Source organism: Streptomyces sp. NPDC004051, assembly GCF_053604275.1.
Genome location: NZ_JBSGHG010000017.1, coordinates 39,573 through 60,459 on the forward strand (window position 1 = coordinate 39,573; position 20,887 = coordinate 60,459).

The 20,887-nt window shown below is 70.7% G+C and carries 19 protein-coding genes; 8 read left to right on the forward strand and 11 right to left on the reverse strand.

Annotation, left to right across the window (positions count from 1 at the left end):
• Positions 1–13: 13 nt before the first annotated feature.
• The 8 genes from ACWEQO_RS19195 to ACWEQO_RS19230 form a co-directional block, all read right to left on the reverse strand.
• Complete coding sequence (locus ACWEQO_RS19195; RefSeq protein ID WP_109382349.1) at positions 14–325, reverse strand: pore-forming ESAT-6 family protein; 312 nt, start codon at positions 323–325, stop codon at positions 14–16.
• A gap of 45 nt (positions 326–370) precedes the next feature.
• Positions 371–703, reverse strand: coding sequence for a hypothetical protein (locus ACWEQO_RS19200; RefSeq protein ID WP_279335923.1), 333 nt, complete (start codon positions 701–703; stop codon positions 371–373).
• A 319-nt stretch (positions 704–1,022) separates the two neighbouring features.
• Entirely contained in the window at positions 1,023–1,412 is a 390-nt protein-coding gene (gene rbsD / locus ACWEQO_RS19205; RefSeq protein ID WP_452984467.1) for a D-ribose pyranase, read from the reverse strand.
• Positions 1,409–2,314, reverse strand: a complete 906-nt coding sequence (gene rbsK, locus ACWEQO_RS19210) for a ribokinase (protein WP_452984469.1) — start codon at positions 2,312–2,314, stop codon at positions 1,409–1,411. Before rbsK ends, rbsD begins: the two co-directional genes overlap by 4 nt.
• Before the next feature lie 111 nt (positions 2,315–2,425).
• On the reverse strand, positions 2,426–4,387 hold the full coding sequence (locus ACWEQO_RS19215) for an ABC transporter permease/substrate-binding protein (protein ID WP_452984471.1): 1,962 nt from the start codon (positions 4,385–4,387) through the stop codon (positions 2,426–2,428).
• Complete coding sequence (locus tag ACWEQO_RS19220) at positions 4,377–5,987, reverse strand: sugar ABC transporter ATP-binding protein (RefSeq protein WP_452984473.1); 1,611 nt, start codon at positions 5,985–5,987, stop codon at positions 4,377–4,379. The genes ACWEQO_RS19215 and ACWEQO_RS19220 overlap by 11 nt, the downstream gene beginning before the upstream one ends.
• Positions 5,984–7,051 (reverse strand): LacI family DNA-binding transcriptional regulator, encoded by a 1,068-nt coding sequence (locus tag ACWEQO_RS19225; protein WP_452984475.1) that lies wholly within the window; start codon positions 7,049–7,051, stop codon positions 5,984–5,986. The genes ACWEQO_RS19220 and ACWEQO_RS19225 overlap by 4 nt, the downstream gene beginning before the upstream one ends.
• A gap of 491 nt (positions 7,052–7,542) precedes the next feature.
• Positions 7,543–8,160: a hypothetical protein gene (locus ACWEQO_RS19230; RefSeq protein WP_452984477.1), complete on the reverse strand. Its 618-nt coding sequence runs from the start codon at positions 8,158–8,160 to the stop codon at positions 7,543–7,545.
• On the opposite strand from ACWEQO_RS19230, the gene ACWEQO_RS19235 reads away from it, so the two are divergent.
• Complete coding sequence (locus ACWEQO_RS19235) at positions 8,046–8,564, forward strand: Scr1 family TA system antitoxin-like transcriptional regulator (RefSeq protein WP_452984479.1); 519 nt, start codon at positions 8,046–8,048, stop codon at positions 8,562–8,564. The genes ACWEQO_RS19230 and ACWEQO_RS19235 overlap by 115 nt on opposite strands.
• A 452-nt stretch (positions 8,565–9,016) precedes the next feature.
• Positions 9,017–9,532 (forward strand): type II toxin-antitoxin system antitoxin DNA ADP-ribosyl glycohydrolase DarG, encoded by a 516-nt coding sequence (darG, locus tag ACWEQO_RS19240; RefSeq protein WP_452984481.1) that lies wholly within the window; start codon positions 9,017–9,019, stop codon positions 9,530–9,532.
• Positions 9,533–10,569: 1,037 nt separating this feature from the next.
• Here the strand turns inward: darG and ACWEQO_RS19245 are convergent.
• Entirely contained in the window at positions 10,570–11,448 is an 879-nt protein-coding gene (locus tag ACWEQO_RS19245; protein WP_452984483.1) for an aldo/keto reductase family oxidoreductase, read from the reverse strand.
• A gap of 130 nt (positions 11,449–11,578) precedes the next feature.
• Here ACWEQO_RS19245 and ACWEQO_RS19250 point away from each other — a divergent pair, with 130 nt between their 5' ends.
• Positions 11,579–12,037 (forward strand): winged helix-turn-helix transcriptional regulator, encoded by a 459-nt coding sequence (locus ACWEQO_RS19250; RefSeq protein ID WP_452984485.1) that lies wholly within the window; start codon positions 11,579–11,581, stop codon positions 12,035–12,037.
• Positions 12,038–12,161: 124 nt separating this feature from the next.
• On the opposite strand, the gene ACWEQO_RS19255 is transcribed toward ACWEQO_RS19250, so the two are convergent.
• Positions 12,162–12,473 carry a hypothetical protein gene (locus ACWEQO_RS19255; protein ID WP_452984487.1) on the reverse strand — a complete coding sequence of 104 codons (312 nt, stop codon included), beginning with the start codon at positions 12,471–12,473 and terminating at the stop codon, positions 12,162–12,164.
• A 100-nt stretch (positions 12,474–12,573) separates the two neighbouring features.
• Here ACWEQO_RS19255 and recD2 point away from each other — a divergent pair, with 100 nt between their 5' ends.
• The 4 genes from recD2 to ACWEQO_RS19275 all read left to right on the forward strand — a co-directional run bounded on the left by recD2 (position 12,574) and on the right by ACWEQO_RS19275 (position 19,232).
• A complete protein-coding gene (recD2, locus tag ACWEQO_RS19260) occupies positions 12,574–14,826 on the forward strand; it encodes an SF1B family DNA helicase RecD2 (RefSeq protein WP_452984489.1) in 2,253 nt (750 codons plus the stop codon).
• Between the two features lie 242 nt (positions 14,827–15,068).
• Complete coding sequence (locus tag ACWEQO_RS19265; RefSeq protein WP_452984491.1) at positions 15,069–16,358, forward strand: citrate synthase; 1,290 nt, start codon at positions 15,069–15,071, stop codon at positions 16,356–16,358.
• A gap of 665 nt (positions 16,359–17,023) precedes the next feature.
• Positions 17,024–17,599 (forward strand): IS607 family transposase, encoded by a 576-nt coding sequence (locus tag ACWEQO_RS19270; protein ID WP_452984493.1) that lies wholly within the window; start codon positions 17,024–17,026, stop codon positions 17,597–17,599.
• Positions 17,592–19,232, forward strand: coding sequence for an IS200/IS605 family accessory protein TnpB-related protein (locus ACWEQO_RS19275; RefSeq protein WP_452984495.1), 1,641 nt, complete (start codon positions 17,592–17,594; stop codon positions 19,230–19,232). The genes ACWEQO_RS19270 and ACWEQO_RS19275 overlap by 8 nt, the downstream gene beginning before the upstream one ends.
• Positions 19,233–19,320: 88 nt before the next feature.
• On the opposite strand, the gene ACWEQO_RS19280 is transcribed toward ACWEQO_RS19275, so the two are convergent.
• Positions 19,321–19,560: a heavy-metal-associated domain-containing protein gene (locus ACWEQO_RS19280; RefSeq protein ID WP_452984497.1), complete on the reverse strand. Its 240-nt coding sequence runs from the start codon at positions 19,558–19,560 to the stop codon at positions 19,321–19,323.
• A 261-nt stretch (positions 19,561–19,821) separates the two neighbouring features.
• Between ACWEQO_RS19280 and ACWEQO_RS19285 the strand changes: the two genes are divergently transcribed.
• Positions 19,822–20,865 carry a zinc-dependent alcohol dehydrogenase family protein gene (locus tag ACWEQO_RS19285; RefSeq protein ID WP_452984499.1) on the forward strand — a complete coding sequence of 348 codons (1,044 nt, stop codon included), beginning with the start codon at positions 19,822–19,824 and terminating at the stop codon, positions 20,863–20,865.
• The last annotated feature ends 22 nt before the right edge of the window (positions 20,866–20,887 follow it).

Consider the following 20,887-nt stretch of genomic DNA (forward strand, 5'->3'; position numbering starts at 1 on the left):
CGACGCGACCGCGTCAGCCGATGTTGTCGACCGCCGCCCGCGCCTTCGCCATCGTCGCCTGGGCCGTCCCGTCGTTGTCCTCGAGGGTGGTGCGCACCAGTTGGATGATGCTGCGTACCTCGTTGGCCGCGCGATTCCAGCGCAGTTCCTTGCCGTGGTACTCCTCGGAGACCCCGTCGGCCTGGAAGTCGGCCATGGCGGCCTTCACGGCCTTGTCGCGGTCGGCCAGTACGCGCTCCAACTGGCCGACGATGCCCTGCAGGCCGCCCTGCACCTCGCTCGACGCGCCGGTGTCATAGGAGCGGCGGTCCAGATTCTGACCCATCGTCAAAACCCCCTGTGGTTGTCGGTCTCTGCCCCGGCCGGCGGTCTAGCGCGCGCCGAAGCGGGCCGCGTCGAAGTTCGCCGCCCCCATGTTCTTGTGGGCGTTGTCCTGCTGTTCCACGTCACCGGTGCCGAACGCGGTGTCCATACCGCCCTGGCCTTCGAGGATCGCGCCGAGCGACTGGTTCAGCGCGGCGGTGATCTCGTCCGCCCGCGTCTTGAACGAGTCGAAGGCGACCTTTCCGGATCCGTTGAACTTGCCCTCCAGCGGCTCGGCCGCCTGGATGAGCATGCGGATCAGCGTGCCCAGATCGGTGCTCGAACCGACCGTGTTCTTGCCCAGATCCGACAGGGTCGTGGACCCCATGTCGAACTTCACGTGTGTCACCCCCGTGCGTCACGTACACATCACAAGCCTGTTCGAACATGCTGTCGCACAACCCGTCGCGGATGCAACGCCGTTGAGCGTGATGTGACGTGATCCGGACATGTCGGGGACGACATCTCACGGCTCGCCGGGAAATTTTTTCCGCGAAGGCGTACAACCCTCCCCGCACCCCGCGGGTCGTACGTGCTGTCAGGGCTTCTGTGGGGGGACCCGGGGGGGATCCGAGAGGTTCTGACAGGGGAGGGAACAGGGGGAGGGAACCGAGGGGGCCCGGTCGACGGACCGGGCCCCCTCGAAGCGTGCGGGACGTTCAGAAGAACACCCCGCACCGCAGCAGCACGTTCGCGTACGGTCGGGCCTCGCCGGTGCGGACGACGAGCCGGGCGCCGGCCGTCAGCTCCTTGAGGTGTTCGTGCGGGACCAGGTCGAGGGCGGGGAAGTGGCCCGCCAGCAGCTCCGCGGCGGCCGGGTTGGCCTGCCGGATCTCGGTGACGGCCGTCGCGCCCTCGATCACCAGCTCGGCCAGCAACCCCTCCAGCACCTCCGCGAAGGACGGCACCCCGGCCCGGAACGCCAGGTCCACCACGCGCGGCCCGTCCGGGACGGGCATGCCCGCGTCGCACACCAGCACCCGGTCGGTGTGGCCCAGTTCGGCCAGCGCGGCGCACAGGTGCCGGTTCAGGATCCCGCCCTTCCTCACAGCGCCGCGACCTCCTCGGCCGTCGGGAAGGACACCTGCGCGCCCTCCCGGGTGACCGTCACCGCGCCCACCCGGGCCGCGTACGTCGCCGCGTCGGCCAGGGACTCGCCCAGGCCCAGCCGCCAGGCCAGCGCGGCGGTGAAGGAGTCGCCCGCACCCGTGGTGTCCACGGCCCGCACCTTCACCGGGGGGATGCGGGAGATCCCGTCGGACGAGGCGACCAGCGAGCCCTCGCCGCCCAGCGTCACCACCACCGAGCGGGGGCCCTTCGCGAGCAGCAGCCGCGCCCAGTCCTCGGGCTCCTCACCGGCCCGTGCCCCCTCGCCGAGGATCACCTTCGCCTCGTGCTCGTTGAGGATCAGCGGGTCGCAGACCGCCAGCACCTCGGACGGCAGCAGCTGCGGCGGCGACGGGTTCAGCACGAGCCGGCTGTCCGGCGCCAGCGTGCGCGCCACCTCCTCCACCGTCTCCAGCGGGATCTCCAGCTGCGTGGAGACCACCTTGGCGGCGTGGAAGAGGCTCCCGGCGGCCCGTACGTCGTCGGGCGTCAGCCGGCCGTTGGCGCCCGGGGAGACGACGATGCTGTTGTCCCCGGACGGGTCCACCGTGATCAGCGCGACGCCGGTCGGGGCCCCGCCCACCAGCACGCCCACCGTGTCGACCCCGGCCTCCCGCTGCGAGTCCAGCAGCAGCCGCCCGTGCGCGTCGTCGCCGACCCGGGCCAGCAGGGCCGTACGGGCGCCGAGCCGGGCGGCGGCGACCGCCTGGTTGGCGCCCTTGCCGCCCGGGTGGACGGTCAGGTCGGAGCCGAGCACCGTCTCCCCGGCGTCCGGTCGGCGCTCCACACCGATCACCAGGTCGGCGTTGGCCGACCCCACGACCAGCAGGTCGTAGTCGTACATGGAATGGCTCCCCACATGGTCGTCACCTGGTCGTCGCACGGTCGCCGCACGGCGGTCCGGGGGCGGCCGGCTGTGACGGCCGACCGCCCCGGACCCGGTCGTTCGTCGGTGTCAGCCGCTGAACTCGGCCACGTTCTCCTTCGTGACCACCTTCACCGGAACCATCACCGTCTCGTCGATCTTCTCTCCCTCGGCCACGCGCAGCGCGTTGTCCACCGCGATCCTGCCCAGTTCCCGCGGCTGCTGCGCGACGGACGCGTACAGCGTGCCCTGCTCGACCGCCTCGAGGCCGTCCGGCGTGCCGTCGAAGCCGACGACCTGGACGGACTTTCCGGCCTTGGAGCCGAGCGCCTTGATCGCGCCGAGCGCCATCTCGTCGTTCTCGGCGAACACGCCGTCGATGTCGGGATGGGCCTGGAGCAGGTTCGTCATCACGTCGAGGCCCTTGGTGCGGTCGAAGTCCGCGGGCTGCTTGGCGACGACCTTGATGCCCGGGTACTCCTTCAGCCCCTCGGCGAAGCCGGAGCCGCGCTCGCGGCTGGCGGAGGTGCCCGCCTGCCCCTGGAGGATCACGATGGTGCCCTCGCCGCCCAGCTTCTCGGCGAGCGCCTCGGCGCCCTGCCGGCCACCGGCCACGTTGTCGGAGGCGACCAGCGCGGACGTCTCGGCCTTGTTGACGCCGCGGTCCACGGCGATGACCGGGATGTCCGCCTTGTTGGCGGAGCGCACCGCGGGTCCCGCCGCGTCCGAGTCCACCGGGTTGACGATGATCGCGTCGAGGCCGCCGCTGGTGAAGTTCTGCAGCTGGTTGGCCTGCTGCGAGGCGTCGTTCTGCGCGTCGGTGACGGTCAGGTCCAGGCCCTGCTTCTTCGCCTCCTCCTGCGCGCCCTCACGGATCTGCACGAAGAACGGGTTGTTGAGGGTCGACACGGACAGGCCGACCTTCTGCGCCTTCGCCTCCGAGGAGCCGTTGTGCAGGAAGGACAGCGCGCCGACGATCGCCGCCGCGACCACCGCGGCGAGCAGATAGGTCGCCGCCTGCTTCTTCCGTCCGGCCCCGCCCCCGCCCGGCGCACCGGACGCGGTCGGGGTCGCCCCCGCCTTGCGGCGCAGCGTGTCCAGGAGCACGGCCAGCGCGATGACGACACCGATCACGACCTGCTGCCAGAACGCCGACACCGACAGGAGGTTGAGGCCGTTGCGCAGCACCGCCAGGATCAGCGCGCCGATCAGCGTCCCGGACGCCTTGCCGGTGCCGCCCGCGAGGGAGGCGCCGCCGATGACGACGGCGGCGATCGCGTCGAGTTCGTAGCCCTGCGCGGCCTGCGGCTGCGCGGAGGCCAGCCGGGCGGCGAGCACGATGCCCGCGACGGCGGCGAACAGGCCGGACAGCGCGTAGACGGCGAGCTTCTGCCGCTTCACCCGCAGCCCGGACAGCCGGGCCGCCTCCTCGTTGCCGCCGATGGCGTACATGGAGCGGCCGATGTACGTGCGGCCGAGGATGAACGCCGTGATCAGGCCCATGACGATCATCACGAGCACCGGCACCGGCAGCCAGCCGCCGAGGGTGTCGCCGAGGTGCGAGACGGAGTCGGGGAACGGGATCGGGGAGCCCTGGGAGATCACCAGGGACAGACCGCGGGCCACCGACAGCATGGCGAGCGTCGCGATGAACGACGGCAGCTTGCCGTACGACACGAGGACGCCGTTGACCAGGCCGCAGGCGATGCCGGTGGCGATCGCCAGGATCACCGCCAGGACCACGGGAACGCCCGCGGAGGCGGCGCTCCAGGCGAGGACGGTGGCCGACAGGGCGGCGACCGAACCGACCGACAGGTCGATGCCCGCGGAGACGATCACGAAGGTGACACCGAAGGCGAGGATCGCGACGACCGCGGCCTGGACGCCGATGTTGAGCAGGTTGTCGGCCGTCAGGAAGTCGCCGGACAGCGCCGACATGGCGATGACGAGGACGATGAGCGCGGTCAGCGCCCCGTTGTCGAGCAGGAGGCGGCGCAGGCCGCCCGAGGCGGAGCCCTTGCCCCCTGTGCTCTTGAGCGTGTCAGTGGCCACGGGGGCCCTCCTTGCCGTTCTGGTCGGTGGTGCCGTCGTTCTTGCCGCCGGTGCCGGTGCCGGTGCCGGTGCCCGCGCCGCTGTCCGCGCCGCTGTCTGCGCCGCTGCCCGCGCCGGTGCCGACCGCGAGGGCCATCACGGCGTCCTGCGTGGCGTCCTCGGCCGGCAGTTCGCCCGCGATGCGGCCCTGCGCCATCACCAGCACCCGGTCGCTCATGCCGAGCACCTCGGGCAGATCGCTGGAGATCATCAGGACGGCGGCGCCGGCCGCGGTGAGTTCGTTGATCAGCTGGTAGATCTCGACCTTGGCGCCGACGTCGATCCCGCGCGTCGGCTCGTCGAGGATCAGCACCCTGGTGTCGGCGAGCAGCCACTTGCCGATGACGACCTTCTGCTGGTTGCCGCCGGAGAGGGTGCGCACGTGCTGGCCGAGGCCCGCCATCCGCACCCCGAGCTGCTCGGCGATCCGGGCCGCCGCGGTGTGCTGGCCCTTGAGGTCGACGAGGCCCGCGCGGGTGGCCGAACGCAACGTCACCAGGCCCAGGTTCTCCTCGACCGAGGCGTCCAGGACGAGGCCCTGACCCTTGCGGTCCTCGGGGACGAGCCCCATCCCGGCCGTCATCGCCGCGTTGACGTCGTGCGCGCGCAGCGTGCTGCCCGAGACCGTCACGGTCCCGCTGTCGTACGGGTCGGCGCCGAACACCGCGCGGACCACCTCGGTGCGCCCGGCGCCCACGAGACCCGCGATGCCGACGACCTCACCGGCGTGCACCTCGAAGCCGACGTCGTGGAAGACGCCGTCACGGGTGAGCCCCTCGACCCGGAGCAGGGTGTCCCCGGCGTCGGGCCGACGGCGCGGGTACTGCTGCTCGATGGACCGGCCCACCATGAGGCGGACCAGTTCGTCCTCGGGCGTGGTGGCCGGGACCTGGCCGACGCTGCGGCCGTCCCGGAGAACGGTGACCCGGTCGCCGAGGGCGGCGATCTCCTCCAGGTGGTGCGTGATGAACACGATGCCCACTCCGCCCTCGCGCAGCCTGCGCACGATGGAGAAGAGCCGGTCCACCTCCTCCGAGGTCAGCACGGCGGTCGGCTCGTCCATGATCAGCACGCGAGTGTCCAGGCTCAGCGCCTTCGCGATCTCGACCATCTGCAACCGTGCGATGCCCAGTTCGCGGACCCGCGCGGAGGGCGACACGCGGACGCCGACCCGCTCCAGGAGAACGGCGGCGTCGGCCTCCATCTTCTTGCGGTCGATCATCCCGAAGCGGCGCGGCTGCCGCCCCAGGAAGATGTTCTCGGCGACCGTCAGATCGGGCACCAGGTTGAACTCCTGGTAGATGGTGGCGATCCCGAGCCGTTCGGAGTCCTGCGCACCGTGGATGCGCACCTCCTCGCCGCCGACCAGGATGCGGCCCTCGTCGGGGGTGTAGGCGCCGGACAGCATCTTGATGAGGGTGCTCTTGCCCGCGCCGTTCTCACCGAGCAGCACGTGCACCTCGCCGCGGCGCAGGTCGAAGTCGACGCTGTCGAGGGCGACCACGCCCGGGAAGGTCTTGCGGATGCCCTCAATGCGCAGCAACTCGTCCGGGTTGCTCACGACGTACTCCTTCGTACGGGGGACTGGGTGGGGATCGGCGGACCGGAAGCCGGTGGGGCCGGGGGCCGTGGGGCCGGTTCGCCGCACGAGCGGCGTACGACGAGCCGGGCGGGGAGGGTGACGGACTCACCGGGCCGCCCCTCGATCCGGTCGACCAGCGCGCGCACGGCGGCCCGCCCGAGGTCGCCCGTGGGCTGGGCGATCGCGGTGACCGGCGGATCGGTGTGCACGAACCAGGGGATGTCGTCGAACGCGGCGAGCCCGATGTCCTCGGGAACCCGCAGCCCGCGCGCCCGGACGGCGTCCAGCGCGCCGAGCGCCGTCAGGTTGTCGGCCGCGAACACGACCTCGGGCGGCTCGGGCAGGGCGAGGAACCCCTCGGTGACCCGGCGGCCGCTGTCGGCCTGGAAGTCGCCCTGACCGATGTAGGCGGCGGGCAGGGGGAGCCCGTACGCGCCGAGCGCCTCGCGGAAGGCGTCGACGCGCTCGCGCCCGGTCGTGGTGGCGGCCGGCCCCGCGATGATCGCGAGCCGCCGGTGCCCGAGCCCGTACAGGTGCGCCACCAGATCCCGCACGGCCGGCACCCCGTCCGACCGCACCACGGGCACCTCGACGCCCGGTATCCAGCGGTCGACGAACACCATGGGCGTGCCCGCGCGGGCGGCCTCCAGCATCCGCGGCGAGCCGCCGTCGGTGGGGGAGACCAGCAGGCCGTCGATCCGGCGGTCCAGCAGGGTCGTGACGTGGTGGTCCTGGAGGTCGGGCCGCTCGTCGGCGTTGCCGATGATCACGCTGTAGCCCAGCGCGCGGGCCTCCTCCTCGACGGAGCGGGCCAGCTCGGTGAAGTACGGGTTCATCACGTCGCTGATGACCAGGCCGAGGGTGCGGGTCTGGTCGGTGCGCAGCGACCGGGCGACGGCGTTCGGTCGGTAGCCCAGCGACCGGACGGCGGCCAGCACGCGCGTACGGGCGTGTGCGCTGACCGACGGGTGGTCGTTCAGGACACGCGACACCGTGGCGACCGAAACACCCGCCTCGGCGGCGACGTCCTTGATGCCCGTCATCGCCTCCACCTCCTTGTGGAATCGATTACACGTGCCGTGCACCAAGGATTGGAATCGATTACACGAAGGGAAACAAGGGGGGCGGAGGCGGCCGAGACCACATCGTGACCAGACTGTGGAGCGGCGTGCGCCGCGCCGAGCGCCGCCGGCGCGCACGCCGGGAACTGATCGCCGGCCGCCGCCGTCATGGTGTTCATGGCACAGGGCGGGAGCACGATGGGCGAGGAGCCGGCGGGGGCGGAGCTGCTGCTGACGGTCTTCCTCATGGCGGCGGTCCCCACCCTCGTCGGAGGAGCGGTGCTCCTGTCCCTCTTCGGGCTGACGATGTGGGCGACGGCACCGCTACGGAGGCGTAGACGGGCCCGTGCCGAAGAGGGCCAGGTTTTTTGTGGATCAGCGGGCGGCGGCGGCCATCGGGGGGCAGGCGCCCCCACCGCACATCAGCCAACGGCACGACAGGACCGACGATCCGATGACCGGAAAGAAACGCCCTAGCCGTGCCGGGTGAAGACGTCGCGGACGCCGGACAGGTCCGCTTCCTTCTCCTTCTCGTCCTCGTACTGGCCGTTCTCGTCCCGGATCGCCACGACGGTCTCCGGGGTGAGGTCCTGGCCGAAGCGGTAGACGTCCAGGCAGTAGTCGAAGCCGGACTCCCCGAAGAGGTCCGCGTCCTCGCGGCGGCAGTATTCCGTCAGACCGTCGGACACGTGCCAGTGCGTGCCGTCGTACCAGAAGACACCGCCTGCGTAGTGAATCGTCCGGCCCGTCGCGGGGTCCGTGAGGTTCAGCGACTCATAGGTCTCGGGACGGTCGCGGACCAGGGCGACGAGCGATTCGGGGACACCCTCGTAGAGGGACTCCTGAAGAGCGAAATCCCCCTCGGCGTACAGGTTCAGCTCCGACTCGTGGTCGAACGTCAGCAGCAGCACGCGGCCGTCCTCCGTGAAGTACCAGACCGCGGACTGGCCGCCGCCGTCGTTCCAGGCCAGACGGCGTGCGCCGGGCACCGTCACCGGTTCGATCTCGGCGAGGTCGTCCACGACGGCCGCGCGGTGCCGTACTTCCGGGAGGGGGGTCGCTACCAGGGCGTCCCACATCGCGTGACTCATTCCCGCAGGCTATCCACTGCCTACGACAAGGCCGCCGCCGCCCACCACGCCGCAGTCCTCACCTAATCAGCAGGGCGACCCGGAAGGAACGCCCTGGGCGGTTCCGGAGAGGGCGCCCAGCTCGCACCGGTGCGAGGCCTCGCCCCGAGCTCACGCGAGAGGAGATTGAGCTGCGCGTCCGTCACAAGCTGACGCGTCAAAGCAGAGCCGCTTTCCCCCATGAGGTCGTGATCCACGAGTCGGCCCTCCGTACCAGGGTCGGCGACCGTGCCGCCATGAGAGCTCAACTCGCACACTTTCTGGAGGCTTCCGAAAAGACCTCCACCCGGGCCACCCTCACCTTCCCCACCACTGTCTTCACCTCCTTCCTCGACGCCCTGAAGGAGTCGGCGAAGGCGCTGTGATGCGTCACGGAGCCGTTGTGCCGATGCGGGGCTCAGGAGGCGTCGGCAGTGTCCGCGGAGGCGCTTCGTGGCCGGCGAGGTGGAGTCTCAGGCGTGTGAGGTCCTCGGCCTCGGCGAACACCTGCTGTCCCCAGTGCGCGGTGAGAGACAGAAGCAGAGGTCGTCTCGGCTTCAGTGCCGGTGCCGGTGCCGGAGCTCGGTTTCGGTACCGGCAGGCATCGGAAGCCCCAGGCGCCGCGATAGTTCCGGCAAGGGTTCCGAACCCGCCCCGGGGGAGCCCTTGGTCTGCCGGGCATGTGGCCAGCGGCCTTCCCGACCCCGTCGGCGTTGCCTCAGCAGGCTCGGCTGTCACCTGCTCAAGGAGGCGGGGACCGAACTCTCGGTGAGTGTCAGACGTGAGTGCTACTACTGAGCCGGCGGAAGAGAGCTACCCCTCCGAGAGCAGGACGACAGTGATCACACGCGGTACCGGCAACCTGCTTCTGGCGGACGTCGATGCCCTCGTCAACGCGGTCAACACCGTGGGCGTCATGGGCAAGGGCATCGCCTTGCAGTTCAAGCGGGCCTATCCGGAGAATTTCAAGGACTACAAGGCGTCCTGCGACCGCGGAGAGGTGACGGTCGGCCGAATGCACGTGCATGAGGTCGGGCGGGCAGCGGGCCCCAGATGTGTCATCAACTTTCCGACGAAGCGTCACTGGCGCGAGCCCTCTCGTATCGAAGACATCGCCTCGGGGCTTGTCGCGTTGCGTGACGAGATCATCGAGAGGGGGATCAGGTCGATCGCGGTCCCTCCACTCGGATGCGGCAACGGCGGACTGTCCTGGCATGAGGTCGAGCCCATGATTCGCCAGGCGCTGGGCACCATCCCCGGAGTCGAGGTCCGGGTGTGGGAGCCGGCCGCCGCACCGAACGCCACCTCCATGACGAACGCCACCGAAGTGTCCCTTCACGAACCGCGAGCATGAGGCTTTCCTTATCGGTGGTGCTGCTCGGTGGGGCGGTCGGCTGTTCGCGCGGGCGGTTTTCCTCGTCCGCCTGCGGGGTGCGGTCTCGATGTGTGCGATGCCGGGGAGCCCGTCCGCGCCCCGAGGAGGACACCCCCTCCCGAAGTCGTGAGCACTTCGGCCACTACTGTCCCGATGCCGCTCATGTGAGCGCTTGAGTGACACATACCCGCCGACTGCTCACGGTTTCCGGCACGGCACCCGTCTCCGGCCCCACGGAGCCGGGGCCACGGAGAATCCCTGCACCACCCGAGGGGACACCATCTGGAGCTCAGGCAATCCTGGAACCGACAAGGGCTGTGTGGAGGAAGCCGAGCGGTTTCTCGATCGTGTCCGCGGACGGGAGGGGCGCAAGCGGTGCTCGTGCGCACAGGCTCAGGTGCGCACGGTGTGGCAGCGCCTGTCCGAGACGGACCTCCTGCCCTTCACGAACCCGGCCCACCCCTGTGAGGGAGCGGGACCTGATCCGCGTCACCCGTGCCACCCGTGTCGGCCGTGCATCCGGCCGGGGGGTGTGTGCCGGCCTCGCCGAACCGCTCGAACGGCAAGTTCGCCCGTGAGGAACTCGGTGGTTCGGGGCAATTTTCCTCGGGGCCACGACGAGGGGGTCGTAGCTGAGGCCGGGCTCTTGCCGCCGGTCGGCATCCGGGTGCGCACGACCACCCCCTTCCACTCCGCGGCGCCGAGTGGTTTGCCCAACCGGGTATCGCCCATGACCGCGATGGCGTAGGGCAGAGCGCGGGCCGGCTCGGTGAAGCTCGCCCATGTTTTCGACATGAGCTTCATGCAGGGGACGCGGATCGGGCCGTTGCCCCCGGGCCGGGCGCCGAGACGGGGTGGTCGGCGGCGTGACCACCGAGAGGTGATCGACGCGATCGCCCTCGAGTTCCGCACCGAGACGCAACGGGTCCACTTGCCAGAGGAGTACGGCGACTCACGGGGCCACCGACACGCGGCCGGAGCGCGGAGAAGAGGGTCCCGGCCGGCGTACCGGCCGATCACGCACGGCCGACGCCGTCCAGTTCGGCCACGTCCTCCTCGGAGAGGGAGAGCCCGGCGCCCGCGATGTTCTCGCGCAGATGGGCGGTGGACGAGGTACCGGGGATGAGCAGGATGTTCGGCGAGCGTCGCAGCAGCCAGGCCAGCGCGACCGACATCGGCGTCGCCTCCAGCCGGCTCGCGACCTTCGAGAGGGCCTCGGACTGGAGCGGCGTGAAGCCGCCCAGGGGGAAGAACGGCACGTAGGCGATGCCGTCGGCGGCGAGGTGGTCGACGAGGTCGTCGTCGTGGCGGTGGGCGAGGTTGTACATGTTCTGCACACACACGATCGGGGTGATGCCGCGCGCCTCGGCGACCTGCTCCGCGGTGACGTTGCTGACGCCGAGGTGTCGGATCAGACCCTCTTGCTGGAGGGCGGCAAGTGTTTCGAACGCCTCGGCGATCGATCCGGGCTGAGGGCCCTGAGCGTCACCCATGCGCATGTTGACCAGGTCAAGGGCCTCGACACCGAGTGAGTCGAGGTTCTCGTGGACCTGCCTGCGCAGGTCTTCGGGGCGCCGGGCCGTGGGCCAGCCGCCCTGCGCGTCGCGGGTCGCGCCCACCTTGGTGGCGATGAACAGCGACTCCGGGTAGGGGTGCAGCGCTTCGCGGATCAGCTCGTTCGTGATGTGCGGTCCGTAGGCGTCGCTGGTGTCGATGTGGGTGATCCCGAGGCCGACCGCCTCGCGCAGGACGGCCAGGGCGCCGTCGTGGTCGGCGGGCGGCCCCATGACCCACGGGCCGGCGAGCTGCATCGCGCCGTAGCCGAACCGGGTGACGGTCGAGTCACCCAGCCTCCAGGTCCCGCCGGGAAGAGGAGGTGTGAAGGCGGTCTCCATCGCAGTGCCTTTCGCTTCTTGTCGGGGGTGGTGTCTCCGTCCCCCTTGCATCAGCATGGGAGACCTGCTTCCCCTCGGGAAGTAGGCACTCCGAAGTGCGTAACCACCCCAGAGGTCGGCAGGGAGACCAGTGACGACGACGAAGGCCGAGCAGAGGGCGCAGGCCAAGGCGGAGTACGACGCGTTCCTGGCGGTGTGCCCCAGCCGTCAGCTCCTCGACCGGATCTCGGACAAGTGGGTCGTCCTGATCCTGTGCGCACTGGGCGGTGACGCATCCGGACAGCCCGCCGCGTCGCACGCCCCGAAAGCGATGCGCTACTCCGAACTCGCCCGGCTGCTGGCGGGCGTCAGCCAGAAGATGCTGACCCAGACCCTGCGGGCCCTCGAACGCGACGGCTTGCTCATCCGCACCGTGACACCCACGGTCCCCGTCACCGTCACCTACGAGCTGACCGACCTCGGCCTCTCACTCCACCACCTGACACGCGGGCTCAGGCAGTGGGCGCAGACCCACATGGACCAGGTCCTCGCCAACCGCGAGAAGCACGACGCGGGAGCCGCCCAGGGCCTGCCACGTGGCCGTCCGTGACTCGAAGGTCCGCGCCCGCGCCGCCCCCGTCTTCCCGGCCGAGGCCTTCGCCCCCTTCCTCGAAGCCCCCGAGGAGGCGGCGAGGGAGGGGTGACGCGTACGCGGGTTGGTTCCGGGGCGAGGTTCAGGAGGGCGTCGGCAGTGTCCGCGGACGTGCCTCGTGGCCGGCCAGGTGGAGTCTCAGGCGGGTGAGGTCCTCGGCCTCGACGAACACCTGCTGCCCCCAGTACGCGGTGAGGCGCTGGGCGACGTCGACCAGCCGGCGGCGGTCCTCGGGCGTGTATGCGGGGAAGCGCGCATGACCGTGGTCGGCGATCTCGTTCCCGAGTTCGCTGAAGAGCACGGCCCGGAAGCGCTGCTCCTCCTCGTCGGTCAACGGCGCGACGGCCTCGGCCTCGGCGGATCGCAGCCGGACGTTGTACAGGTCTCGCATCATGCGCGCTCCGCCATCAGCTCGAGTTCGTCCGCGGGAGCCTACCCGCCCCGGTCTCCCGGTCAGGACCCTGGCTGTCACACCCCACCGGTACGGTCGGAGCATGTCCAACCACTCCGCGGCGGCCCCCGGTGAGCGGCGGCTCGCCACCCTCGAAGGTGTCCTCGAGCGCATCACGTACGCCAACGAGGAGAACGGCTACACGGTCGCCCGGGTCGACACCGGCCGGGGCGCCGGCGACCTGCTCACCGTCGTCGGGGCGCTGCTCGGCGCCCAGGTGGGCGAGTCGCTGCGGATGGAGGGGCGGTGGGGGTCGCACCCGCAGTACGGCAAGCAGTTCCACGTGGAGAACTACACGACGCTGCTCCCCGCCACCGTCCAGGGCATCCGCCGCTATCTCGGCTCGGGGCTGGTCAAGGGCATCGGGCCGGTCTTCGCCGACCGCATCACCCAGCACTTCGGGCTGGACACCCTGACCGTCATCGAGGAGGAGCCCAAGCGGCTCATCGAGGTGCCCGGTCTCGGCCCCAAGCGGACCAAGAAGATCGCCGACGCCTGGGAGGAACAGAAGGCGATCAAGGAGGTCATGCTCTTCCTCCAGACCGTCGAGGTGTCGACGTCGATCGCCGTGCGGATCTACAAGAAGTACGGTGACGCCTCGATCTCCGTCGTGAAGAACCAGCCCTACCGGCTGGCGTCCGACGTGTGGGGCATCGGCTTCCTCACCGCCGACCGGATCGCCCAGTCCGTCGGCATCCCGCACGACAGCCCGGACCGGGTCAAGGCGGGCCTGCAGTACGCCCTGTCGCAGGCCACCGACCAGGGGCACTGCTACCTCCCCGAGGAGAAGCTGATCGCCGACGCGGTGAAGCTGCTCCAGGTAGACACCGGGCTCGTCATCGAGTGCCTCGCCGAGCTGGCCGCGGAGCCTGAGCAGGGCGAGGACCCCGGGGTCGTCCGGGAGAAGGTGCCCGACCCGCAGGGCGGCGACCCGGTCACCGCGGTCTACCTCGTCCCCTTCCACCGCGCCGAGCTGTCCCTCTCCGCCCAGCTGCTGCGGCTGCTGCGCACCGGCGAGGACCGGATGCCGGGCTTCCGGGAGGTGGACTGGGCGAAGGCCCTCGGCTGGCTCAAGGGGCGCACCGGAGCCGATCTGGCGCCCGAACAGGAGGCCGCCGTGAAGCTGGCGCTCACCGAGAAGGTCGCGGTCCTCACCGGCGGCCCCGGCTGCGGCAAGTCGTTCACCGTCCGCTCCATCGTGGAGCTGGCCCGCGCCCGGAAGGCCAAGGTGGTGCTCGCGGCGCCGACCGGCCGCGCCGCCAAGCGCCTGGCCGAACTGACCGGCGCCGAGGCCTCCACCGTCCACCGCCTGCTGGAGCTCAAGCCCGGCGGCGACGCGGCCTACGACCGGGACCGGCCGCTGGACGCCGACCTGGTGGTGGTCGACGAGGCGTCCATGCTGGACCTGCTGCTGGCCAACAAGCTGGTCAAGGCCGTGGCCCCCGGCGCCCACCTGCTCTTCGTCGGCGACGTCGACCAGCTCCCCAGCGTCGGTGCGGGCGAGGTGCTCCGTGACCTGCTGGCGGACGGCAGTCCGGTCCCCTCCGTCCGTCTCACCCGCGTGTTCCGCCAGGCCCAGCAGTCGGGCGTGGTGACCAACGCGCACCGGATCAACGCCGGGCAGCACCCGGTCACCGACGGCATGAAGGACTTCTTCCTCTTCGTCGAGGACGACACCGAGGAGGCCGGCCGGCTCACCGTGGACGTCGCCGCCCGCCGCATCCCGGCGAGGTTCGGCCTCGACCCGCGCCGGGACGTGCAGGTCCTCGCCCCCATGCACCGCGGCCCGGCCGGCGCCGGCACGCTCAACGGACTGCTCCAGCAGGCCGTCACCCCGGGCCGCCCGGACCTGCCCGAGAAGCGGTTCGGCGGCCGGGTCTTCCGCGTCGGCGACAAGGTGACCCAGATCCGCAACAATTACGAGAAGGGCGCGAACGGGGTCTTCAACGGCACCGTCGGCGTGGTCACCTCACTCGACCCGGTCGACCAGCGGCTGACGGTGCTGACGGACGAGGACGAGGAGGTGCCGTACGAGTTCGACGAACTGGACGAACTGGCCCACGCCTACGCGGTGACCATCCACCGCTCCCAGGGCAGCGAGTACCCGGCCGTCGTCATCCCGGTGACCACAGGAGCCTGGATGATGCTCCAGCGCAACCTGCTCTACACGGCGGTCACCCGGGCCAAGCGGCTGGTCGTCCTCGTCGGCTCCCGCAGGGCGATCGGACAGGCGGTCCGCACGGTGTCGGCGGGCAGGCGCTGCACGGCGCTCGACTTCCGGCTCGCGGGCGCCTGATCCGCCGTTGTTGCGGTCCTTCGCCCCGACCCCGGAAGAAAAATGATCGATCAAATGAGTCGTAAAGGTCACAAGGGCTTCCGGAAGCGGAACGCAGCGGGCAGGATGAGAAAGTTGGCGGCACTCAGTGCCGTCAATGGGCCCGATGGTCGACCCCGAGTGCACTCTCCTGGGCCAAATGGGGGATGGTAGAGACAGTCAGGGCACCTCGAAGATGAGGCACTACGTCGGTGAGGGAAGACGTGAGCGACAACTCTGTAGTACTGCGGTACGGCGACGGCGAGTACACCTACCCGGTGGTCGACAGCAGCGTCGGCGACAAGGGCTTCGACATCGGCAAGCTCCGCGCCCAGACCGGACTGGTGACGCTGGACAGCGGCTACGGCAACACCGCCGCATACAAATCCGCGATCACGTACCTGGACGGTGAGGGGGGCATCCTCCGTTACCGCGGGTACCCGATCGAGCAGCTGGCCGAGCGCTCCTCCTTCCTGGAGGTCGCCTACCTGCTGATCAACGGTGAGCTGCCGACCGTCGACGAACTCAGCACGTTCAGGAACAACATCACGCAGCACACCCTGCTGCACGAGGACGTCAAGAACTTCTACAAGGGCTTCCCGCGCGACGCCCACCCGATGGCCATGCTGTCCTCGGTCGTCTCGGCGCTGTCCACCTTCTACCAGGACAGCCACAACCCGTTCGACGAGCGCCAGCGCAACCTTTCCACCACCCGGCTGCTCGCCAAGCTCCCGACCATCGCGGCCTACGCGTACAAGAAGTCGATCGGTCACCCGTTCGTCTTCCCGCGCAACGACCTCGGTTACGTCGAGAACTTCCTGCGCATGACCTTCTCGGTGCCGGCCCAGGAGTACGAGCTCGACCCGGTCGTCGTCTCCGCCCTGGACAAGCTGCTCATCCTGCACGCGGACCACGAGCAGAACTGCTCGACCTCCACGGTGCGCCTGGTCGGTTCCTCGCAGGCGAACATGTTCGCCTCGATCTCCGCCGGCATCTCCGCCCTGTGGGGCCCGCTGCACGGTGGCGCCAACCAGTCGGTGCTGGAGATGCTCGAGGGCATCCAGGCCGAAGGCGGCGACGTCGACTCCTTCATCCGCAAGGTGAAGAACAAGGAGGACGGCGTCCGCCTGATGGGCTTCGGCCACCGGGTCTACAAGAGCTTCGACCCCCGCGCCAAGATCATCAAGGCCGCCGCGCACGAGGTGCTGTCCGCCCTCGGCAAGTCCGACGAGCTGCTGGACATCGCGCTCAAGCTGGAGGAGCACGCGCTCTCCGACGACTACTTCGTCTCGCGCAGCCTCTACCCGAACGTCGATTTCTACACCGGCCTGATCTACCGGGCCATGGGTTTCCCGACCGAGATGTTCACGGTCCTGTTCGCCCTCGGCCGCCTTCCGGGCTGGATCGCCCAGTGGCACGAGATGATCAAGGAGCCGGGCTCCCGCATCGGCCGCCCGCGCCAGATCTACACGGGCGTGGTGGAGCGGGACTTCATCCCGGTCGAGCAGCGCTGACCGACACCGGTCGCTCACGCGAACGCCGGACGGCATGCCCCCGGGGGTGTGCCGTCCGGCGTTTTCGTCGGCGGGCCGGGCCGCTCGGGGCCGAAACCCGAGTCCCGGGAAAGCGAGAAGGCGCCCCACGCCGGTCCCCCCACGGGCCGACGTCAGGGCGCCTTCCCATGTCCCGGTGCGGATTCCCCCCACGGGATCCGGCCGGGCGTCTGTGAAGAACAGCGCCTGAATCGCTGTGCGAGCACAATGAGCAGAACGGAGCCCACTGTTCTCATGCGGTCTGCCGGGACAGCGCACGGTCGGGAGGGCCGCTCAAAGCTCCCCGATGTACGTGCCCCGGCAACGCGTTCTGGGAAAGTCCCCCAAAGACATCCCCAGGTGCCGGGTCACGCCCCCCAAGACGCTTCCCGACATCGCCAACTTAGACCTTCGAACCCCTTCGATGGTTACGTTCACTTCACTGTGATCTGCGTCTCCTGCGTATGTCCGTTACCTGCGCAAGGGCCCCGTTATCGCCCAATGGGGCCCTTGCGTAAGGGCGGTGCGTACGCCTTGTGAAGAGCTTATGTGAAAGGTCGTACCGGACTCCAGGGGTTCTCGGCTGCTGTTCCATAAAGCCGAGTGAGTGAGCGTAACCCTGCACGGGTGAGTGTCGTTGTCCGGTTGTGAATCTGACGGAGTGGGCCAGGGCGCAGGGTGTGCATCCGCAGACGGCGTACCGGTGGTTCCGTGAGGGGACGTTGCCGGTGCCTGCCCGGAGGGTGGGTCCGCGCACGATCCTGGTGAACATCGACGCTGTTGCCGTGCCCGCGGCGGTGGGCGGGCTGGGTCTGTACGCCCGGGTGTCGTCGCATGAGCAGAAGGCGGATCTGGAGCGTCAGGTGGCTCGCCTGTCACGGTGGGCGGCGCAGGCCGGTCATCGGGTGGTGCGGGTCGAGCCGGAGGTCGGTTCGGGGTTGACTGGCCGTCGGCCGGGGGCCAGGCGGCTGCTCGCCGACCCCGAGGTGGCCACGGTGGTGGTCGAGCACCGGGACCGGCTGGGCCGGATGAACACCGAACTCGTCGAGGCCGCCCTGTCCGCGACGGGCCGCCGTCTGGTCGTCCTGGACGCCGGCGGGGCCGAGGACGACCTGGTGCGGGACATGACCGAGGCGCTGACGTGGTTCTGTGCCCGCCGGTACGGGCGCAGGTCGGCGAAGAGCCGTGCCCGGGCCGCGCTGGAGGCCGCCGGGCATGGCTGAGCCGAAGAAGAAGCCGCTCAGGGCCATCAAGGCGCCGTTCGTCGCCGACGGACCCACCGGCGTCAGCATCCGCACCCGTCTCAAGGGCGTCACGAGCGAGGACGAGGAGGTGCTGCGGCTGGTCGGCGCGCACCTCGGCTCGCTGGCCTCCGCCGATCTCAAGCGCAGGTGTGCCGACGGCCCGGAGCACTCCACCGACACCTGGGCCGAGCGCAAGCGCGCCCTGACCGCCGAGTCCTCGTCCCGCTGGGCCGGGTCGATCACCAAGGCGTCGCACGATCAGTGGGCGCTGTCCCGTCGTGCTCAGCTCGCGCACATCCAGGGGCTGGAAGCGGGCGTCGAGACGATCGCTCACCGGCTGTCCCTGCCCGTGGGTGAGAGGGGATCCAAGCGGGCGCCGGGCGGCTACCGCACCCGGCGGGAGTGGTTCGCCAAGACCCGGCGCCTGCATGTGCTGGAGGACCGGCTGGAACGCGAGCGGTCCGATCGTGCGGCCGGTGTCGTGCACGTGGTGCGGGGCGGGAAGCAGCTGGCCCGCAACCGGCACCATCTGGAAGCCGCCCGGCTCACCGCCGGGCAGTGGCGGCAGCGCTGGGAGGCCGAACGCTGGTTCCTGCAGGCAGACGGGGAGTCGGGCAAGCCCTGCGGGAACGAGACCATCCGCGTCAGCCCCGACGGCGGGGCCGGCATCAAGCTGCCTGCCCCGCTGGCGCACCTGGCCAACGCCCCGCACGGCCGGTACGTCCTCACCGGCCGGATCGACTTCCGGCACCGGGGCCAGGAGTGGGCCGACCGCGTGTCCGCGAACCGGGCGGTGGCCTACCGCATCCACTACGACGTGGACCGTGACCGCTGGTACCTCACGGCCTCCTGGACGATCCCCCCGGTCCAGACCGTTCCCCTGGGGCAGGCCCGCTCGGGTGGTCTGATCGGCGTGGACACCAACGCCGACCACCTCGCCGCCTGGCGGCTGGACGAGCACGGCAACCCGATGGGTGAGCCCCGCCGCTTCCGCTACGACCTCGACGGCACTGCCCAGCACCGGGACGCCCAGGTGCGGCACGCCCTCACCCGACTGCTGCACTGGGCTCGACGCGAAGGCGTCGCCATCGCGGTCGAGGACCTGGACTTCGGCGCGGAGAAGACGCGGGAGAAGCACGGCCGCAAAAAGCGGTTCCGCAGGCTCATCAGCGGCATGCCCGTCGCCAGGCTGCGGGCACGGCTGGTGTCGATGGCGGCCGAACTCGGCATCGCCGTCGTCGTCGTCGACCCCGCCTACACCTCCCGCTGGGGAGCCGAGCACTGGCAGAAGCCCCTCACCTCGAAGAACCGCAGGACCACCCGTCACGACGCCGCCGGCGTCGCGATCGGAAGGCGCGCCCTCGGGCACCGTGTCCGGCGACGGACGGCACCGCCCCCACACGACCGGAGTGATCGTGTGGGGCATCGGACCGCCCAGGCCGGACACCGTGCCCGGGGGCGTGAGGGACCCCGCCCCCGCGTTCCCGGACCACGGACACGATCCGTGTCGCCGGACGCGGAGCGAACGCGGGCGACCAGGACACCCAACACCGTTCGGGAGGTCCGCAGTGAGCAGGAATGGGTCCAGGACTCACTCCTGCTCACTGACTAGGAACGGTTCATCAGGTCGAGATCTCAATGAAACGCCCTTCGGCGGCGGGTCGGCCGGTGCGGCGAAGGCCGGCCGGTCCACCGTGTCCTCAGGCCTTGCCGACCAGCTCGAAGCCGGCCTCGTCGACGGCGGCGCGGACGGCCTCCTCGTCGAGCGGGGCCGCGGAGACGACGGTGACCACGCCGGTGGCGGCGACGGCCTTCACCGAGGCGACCCCGGGAAGCCCGGAGATCTCGCCGGAGACGGCGCCCTCGCAGTGGCCGCAGCTCATGCCGCTCACCTTGTAGGTGGCGGTGACGGAGCCCTGGATGTCGGTCTGAGTGGTCATGTCGTTACTCCCTCGTCGAGACGTGCGGGGTGGAGGGGCCTGCGGGGGCCACGTTTTTCAGCTTATACCCCTAGGGGGTATGAATCCAGGACCGCCGGGGCTCCCGGATCAAGGAGCCACCCGCGACAAGGCGGAGGTTCGCGGATAGCGTTCCGCCGCAAACGGTGATCGCCGGGAAGGGGCGGGGGTGCGCCGGGGGGATGCGTACGGCACTCCGCACCGGCCCCCGCGCCGCCGGCGCGGACGGAAGGCGGGCCGGCCATGCGGGCGGTGGTGTTCGAGCGGTACGGGGAACCGGCCGAGGTGCGGGAGGTCGCGGACCCGGAGCCCGCGGAGCACGGGGTCGTGGTGCGGGTCGAGGCCACCGGCCTGTGCCGCAGCGACTGGCACGGCTGGCAGGGCCACGACCCGGACATCACGCTGCCGCACGTGCCGGGCCACGAACTCGCCGGTGTCGTCGAGGCGGTCGGCGCGCGGGTCACCGGCCGACGGGTCGGCGACCGGGTCACCGTCCCCTTCGTCTGCGCCTGCGGGAGCTGCCCGGCCTGCGCGGCCGGGGACCAGCAGGTGTGCGAGCGGCAGACCCAGCCCGGCTTCACCCACTGGGGCTCGTTCGCCCAGTACGTGGCCCTGGACCACGCCGACGTGAACCTGGTCGACGTCCCCGAGGGCATGTCCTTCGCGACGGCCGCCTCCCTGGGCTGCCGTTTCGCCACGGCCTACCGGGCGGTGGTGCAGCAGGGCCGGGTGGCGGCGGGGGAGTTCGTCGCGGTGCACGGCTGCGGCGGGGTGGGCCTGTCCGCCGTGATGATCGCGGCGGCCGCGGGCGCCCGGGTCGTCGCCGTCGACGTGTCCCCCCGGGCTCTGGACCTGGCCCGGAGGTTCGGCGCGGCCCAGTGCGTGGACGGGTCCGGGACACAGGACACCGCGGCCGCGGTCCGCGACCTCACCGGCGGGGGCGCCCACCTCTCCCTGGACGCCCTGGGCTCGCCCGCCACCTGCGCCGCCTCCGTGAACGGCCTGCGCCGTCGGGGCCGCCACGTCCAGGTCGGCCTGCTGCCCTCACCGACGGGCACGACCCCGGTGCCGATGGCCCGCGCCGTCGCCCTGGAGCTCGAACTCCTCGGCAGCCACGGCATGGCCGCACATGCCTACCCCTCGATGCTCGAGCTGGTCCGGGCAGGCGTCCTGCGCCCCGACCTGCTGGTGACACGCACCATCGGCCTGGACGCCGTTCCGTCGGCCCTGGCGGCGATGGGCACGGCACCGGGCGCGGGCGCGACGGTCATCGAGCCCTGGAGGTGAGAACCGCCCGCGTCCGGCCGGG

Excerpts from the sequence above, each read along its gene's own strand:
- ACWEQO_RS19195 (WP_109382349.1), bottom strand. The coding sequence starts at position 325 with ATGGGTCAGAATCTGGACCGCCGCTCCTATGACACCGGCGCGTCGAGC.
- rbsK (WP_452984469.1), bottom strand. The coding sequence starts at position 2,314 with ATGTACGACTACGACCTGCTGGTCGTGGGGTCGGCCAACGCCGACCTG.
- ACWEQO_RS19225 (WP_452984475.1), bottom strand. The coding sequence starts at position 7,051 with ATGACGGGCATCAAGGACGTCGCCGCCGAGGCGGGTGTTTCGGTCGCC.
- ACWEQO_RS19230 (WP_452984477.1), bottom strand. The coding sequence starts at position 8,160 with ATGAGTCACGCGATGTGGGACGCCCTGGTAGCGACCCCCCTCCCGGAA.
- ACWEQO_RS19245 (WP_452984483.1), bottom strand. The coding sequence starts at position 11,448 with ATGGAGACCGCCTTCACACCTCCTCTTCCCGGCGGGACCTGGAGGCTG.
- ACWEQO_RS19255 (WP_452984487.1), bottom strand. The coding sequence starts at position 12,473 with ATGATGCGAGACCTGTACAACGTCCGGCTGCGATCCGCCGAGGCCGAG.
- recD2 (WP_452984489.1), top strand. The coding sequence starts at position 12,574 with ATGTCCAACCACTCCGCGGCGGCCCCCGGTGAGCGGCGGCTCGCCACC.
- ACWEQO_RS19275 (WP_452984495.1), top strand. The coding sequence starts at position 17,592 with ATGGCTGAGCCGAAGAAGAAGCCGCTCAGGGCCATCAAGGCGCCGTTC.
- ACWEQO_RS19280 (WP_452984497.1), bottom strand. The coding sequence starts at position 19,560 with ATGACCACTCAGACCGACATCCAGGGCTCCGTCACCGCCACCTACAAG.
- ACWEQO_RS19285 (WP_452984499.1), top strand. The coding sequence starts at position 19,822 with ATGCGGGCGGTGGTGTTCGAGCGGTACGGGGAACCGGCCGAGGTGCGG.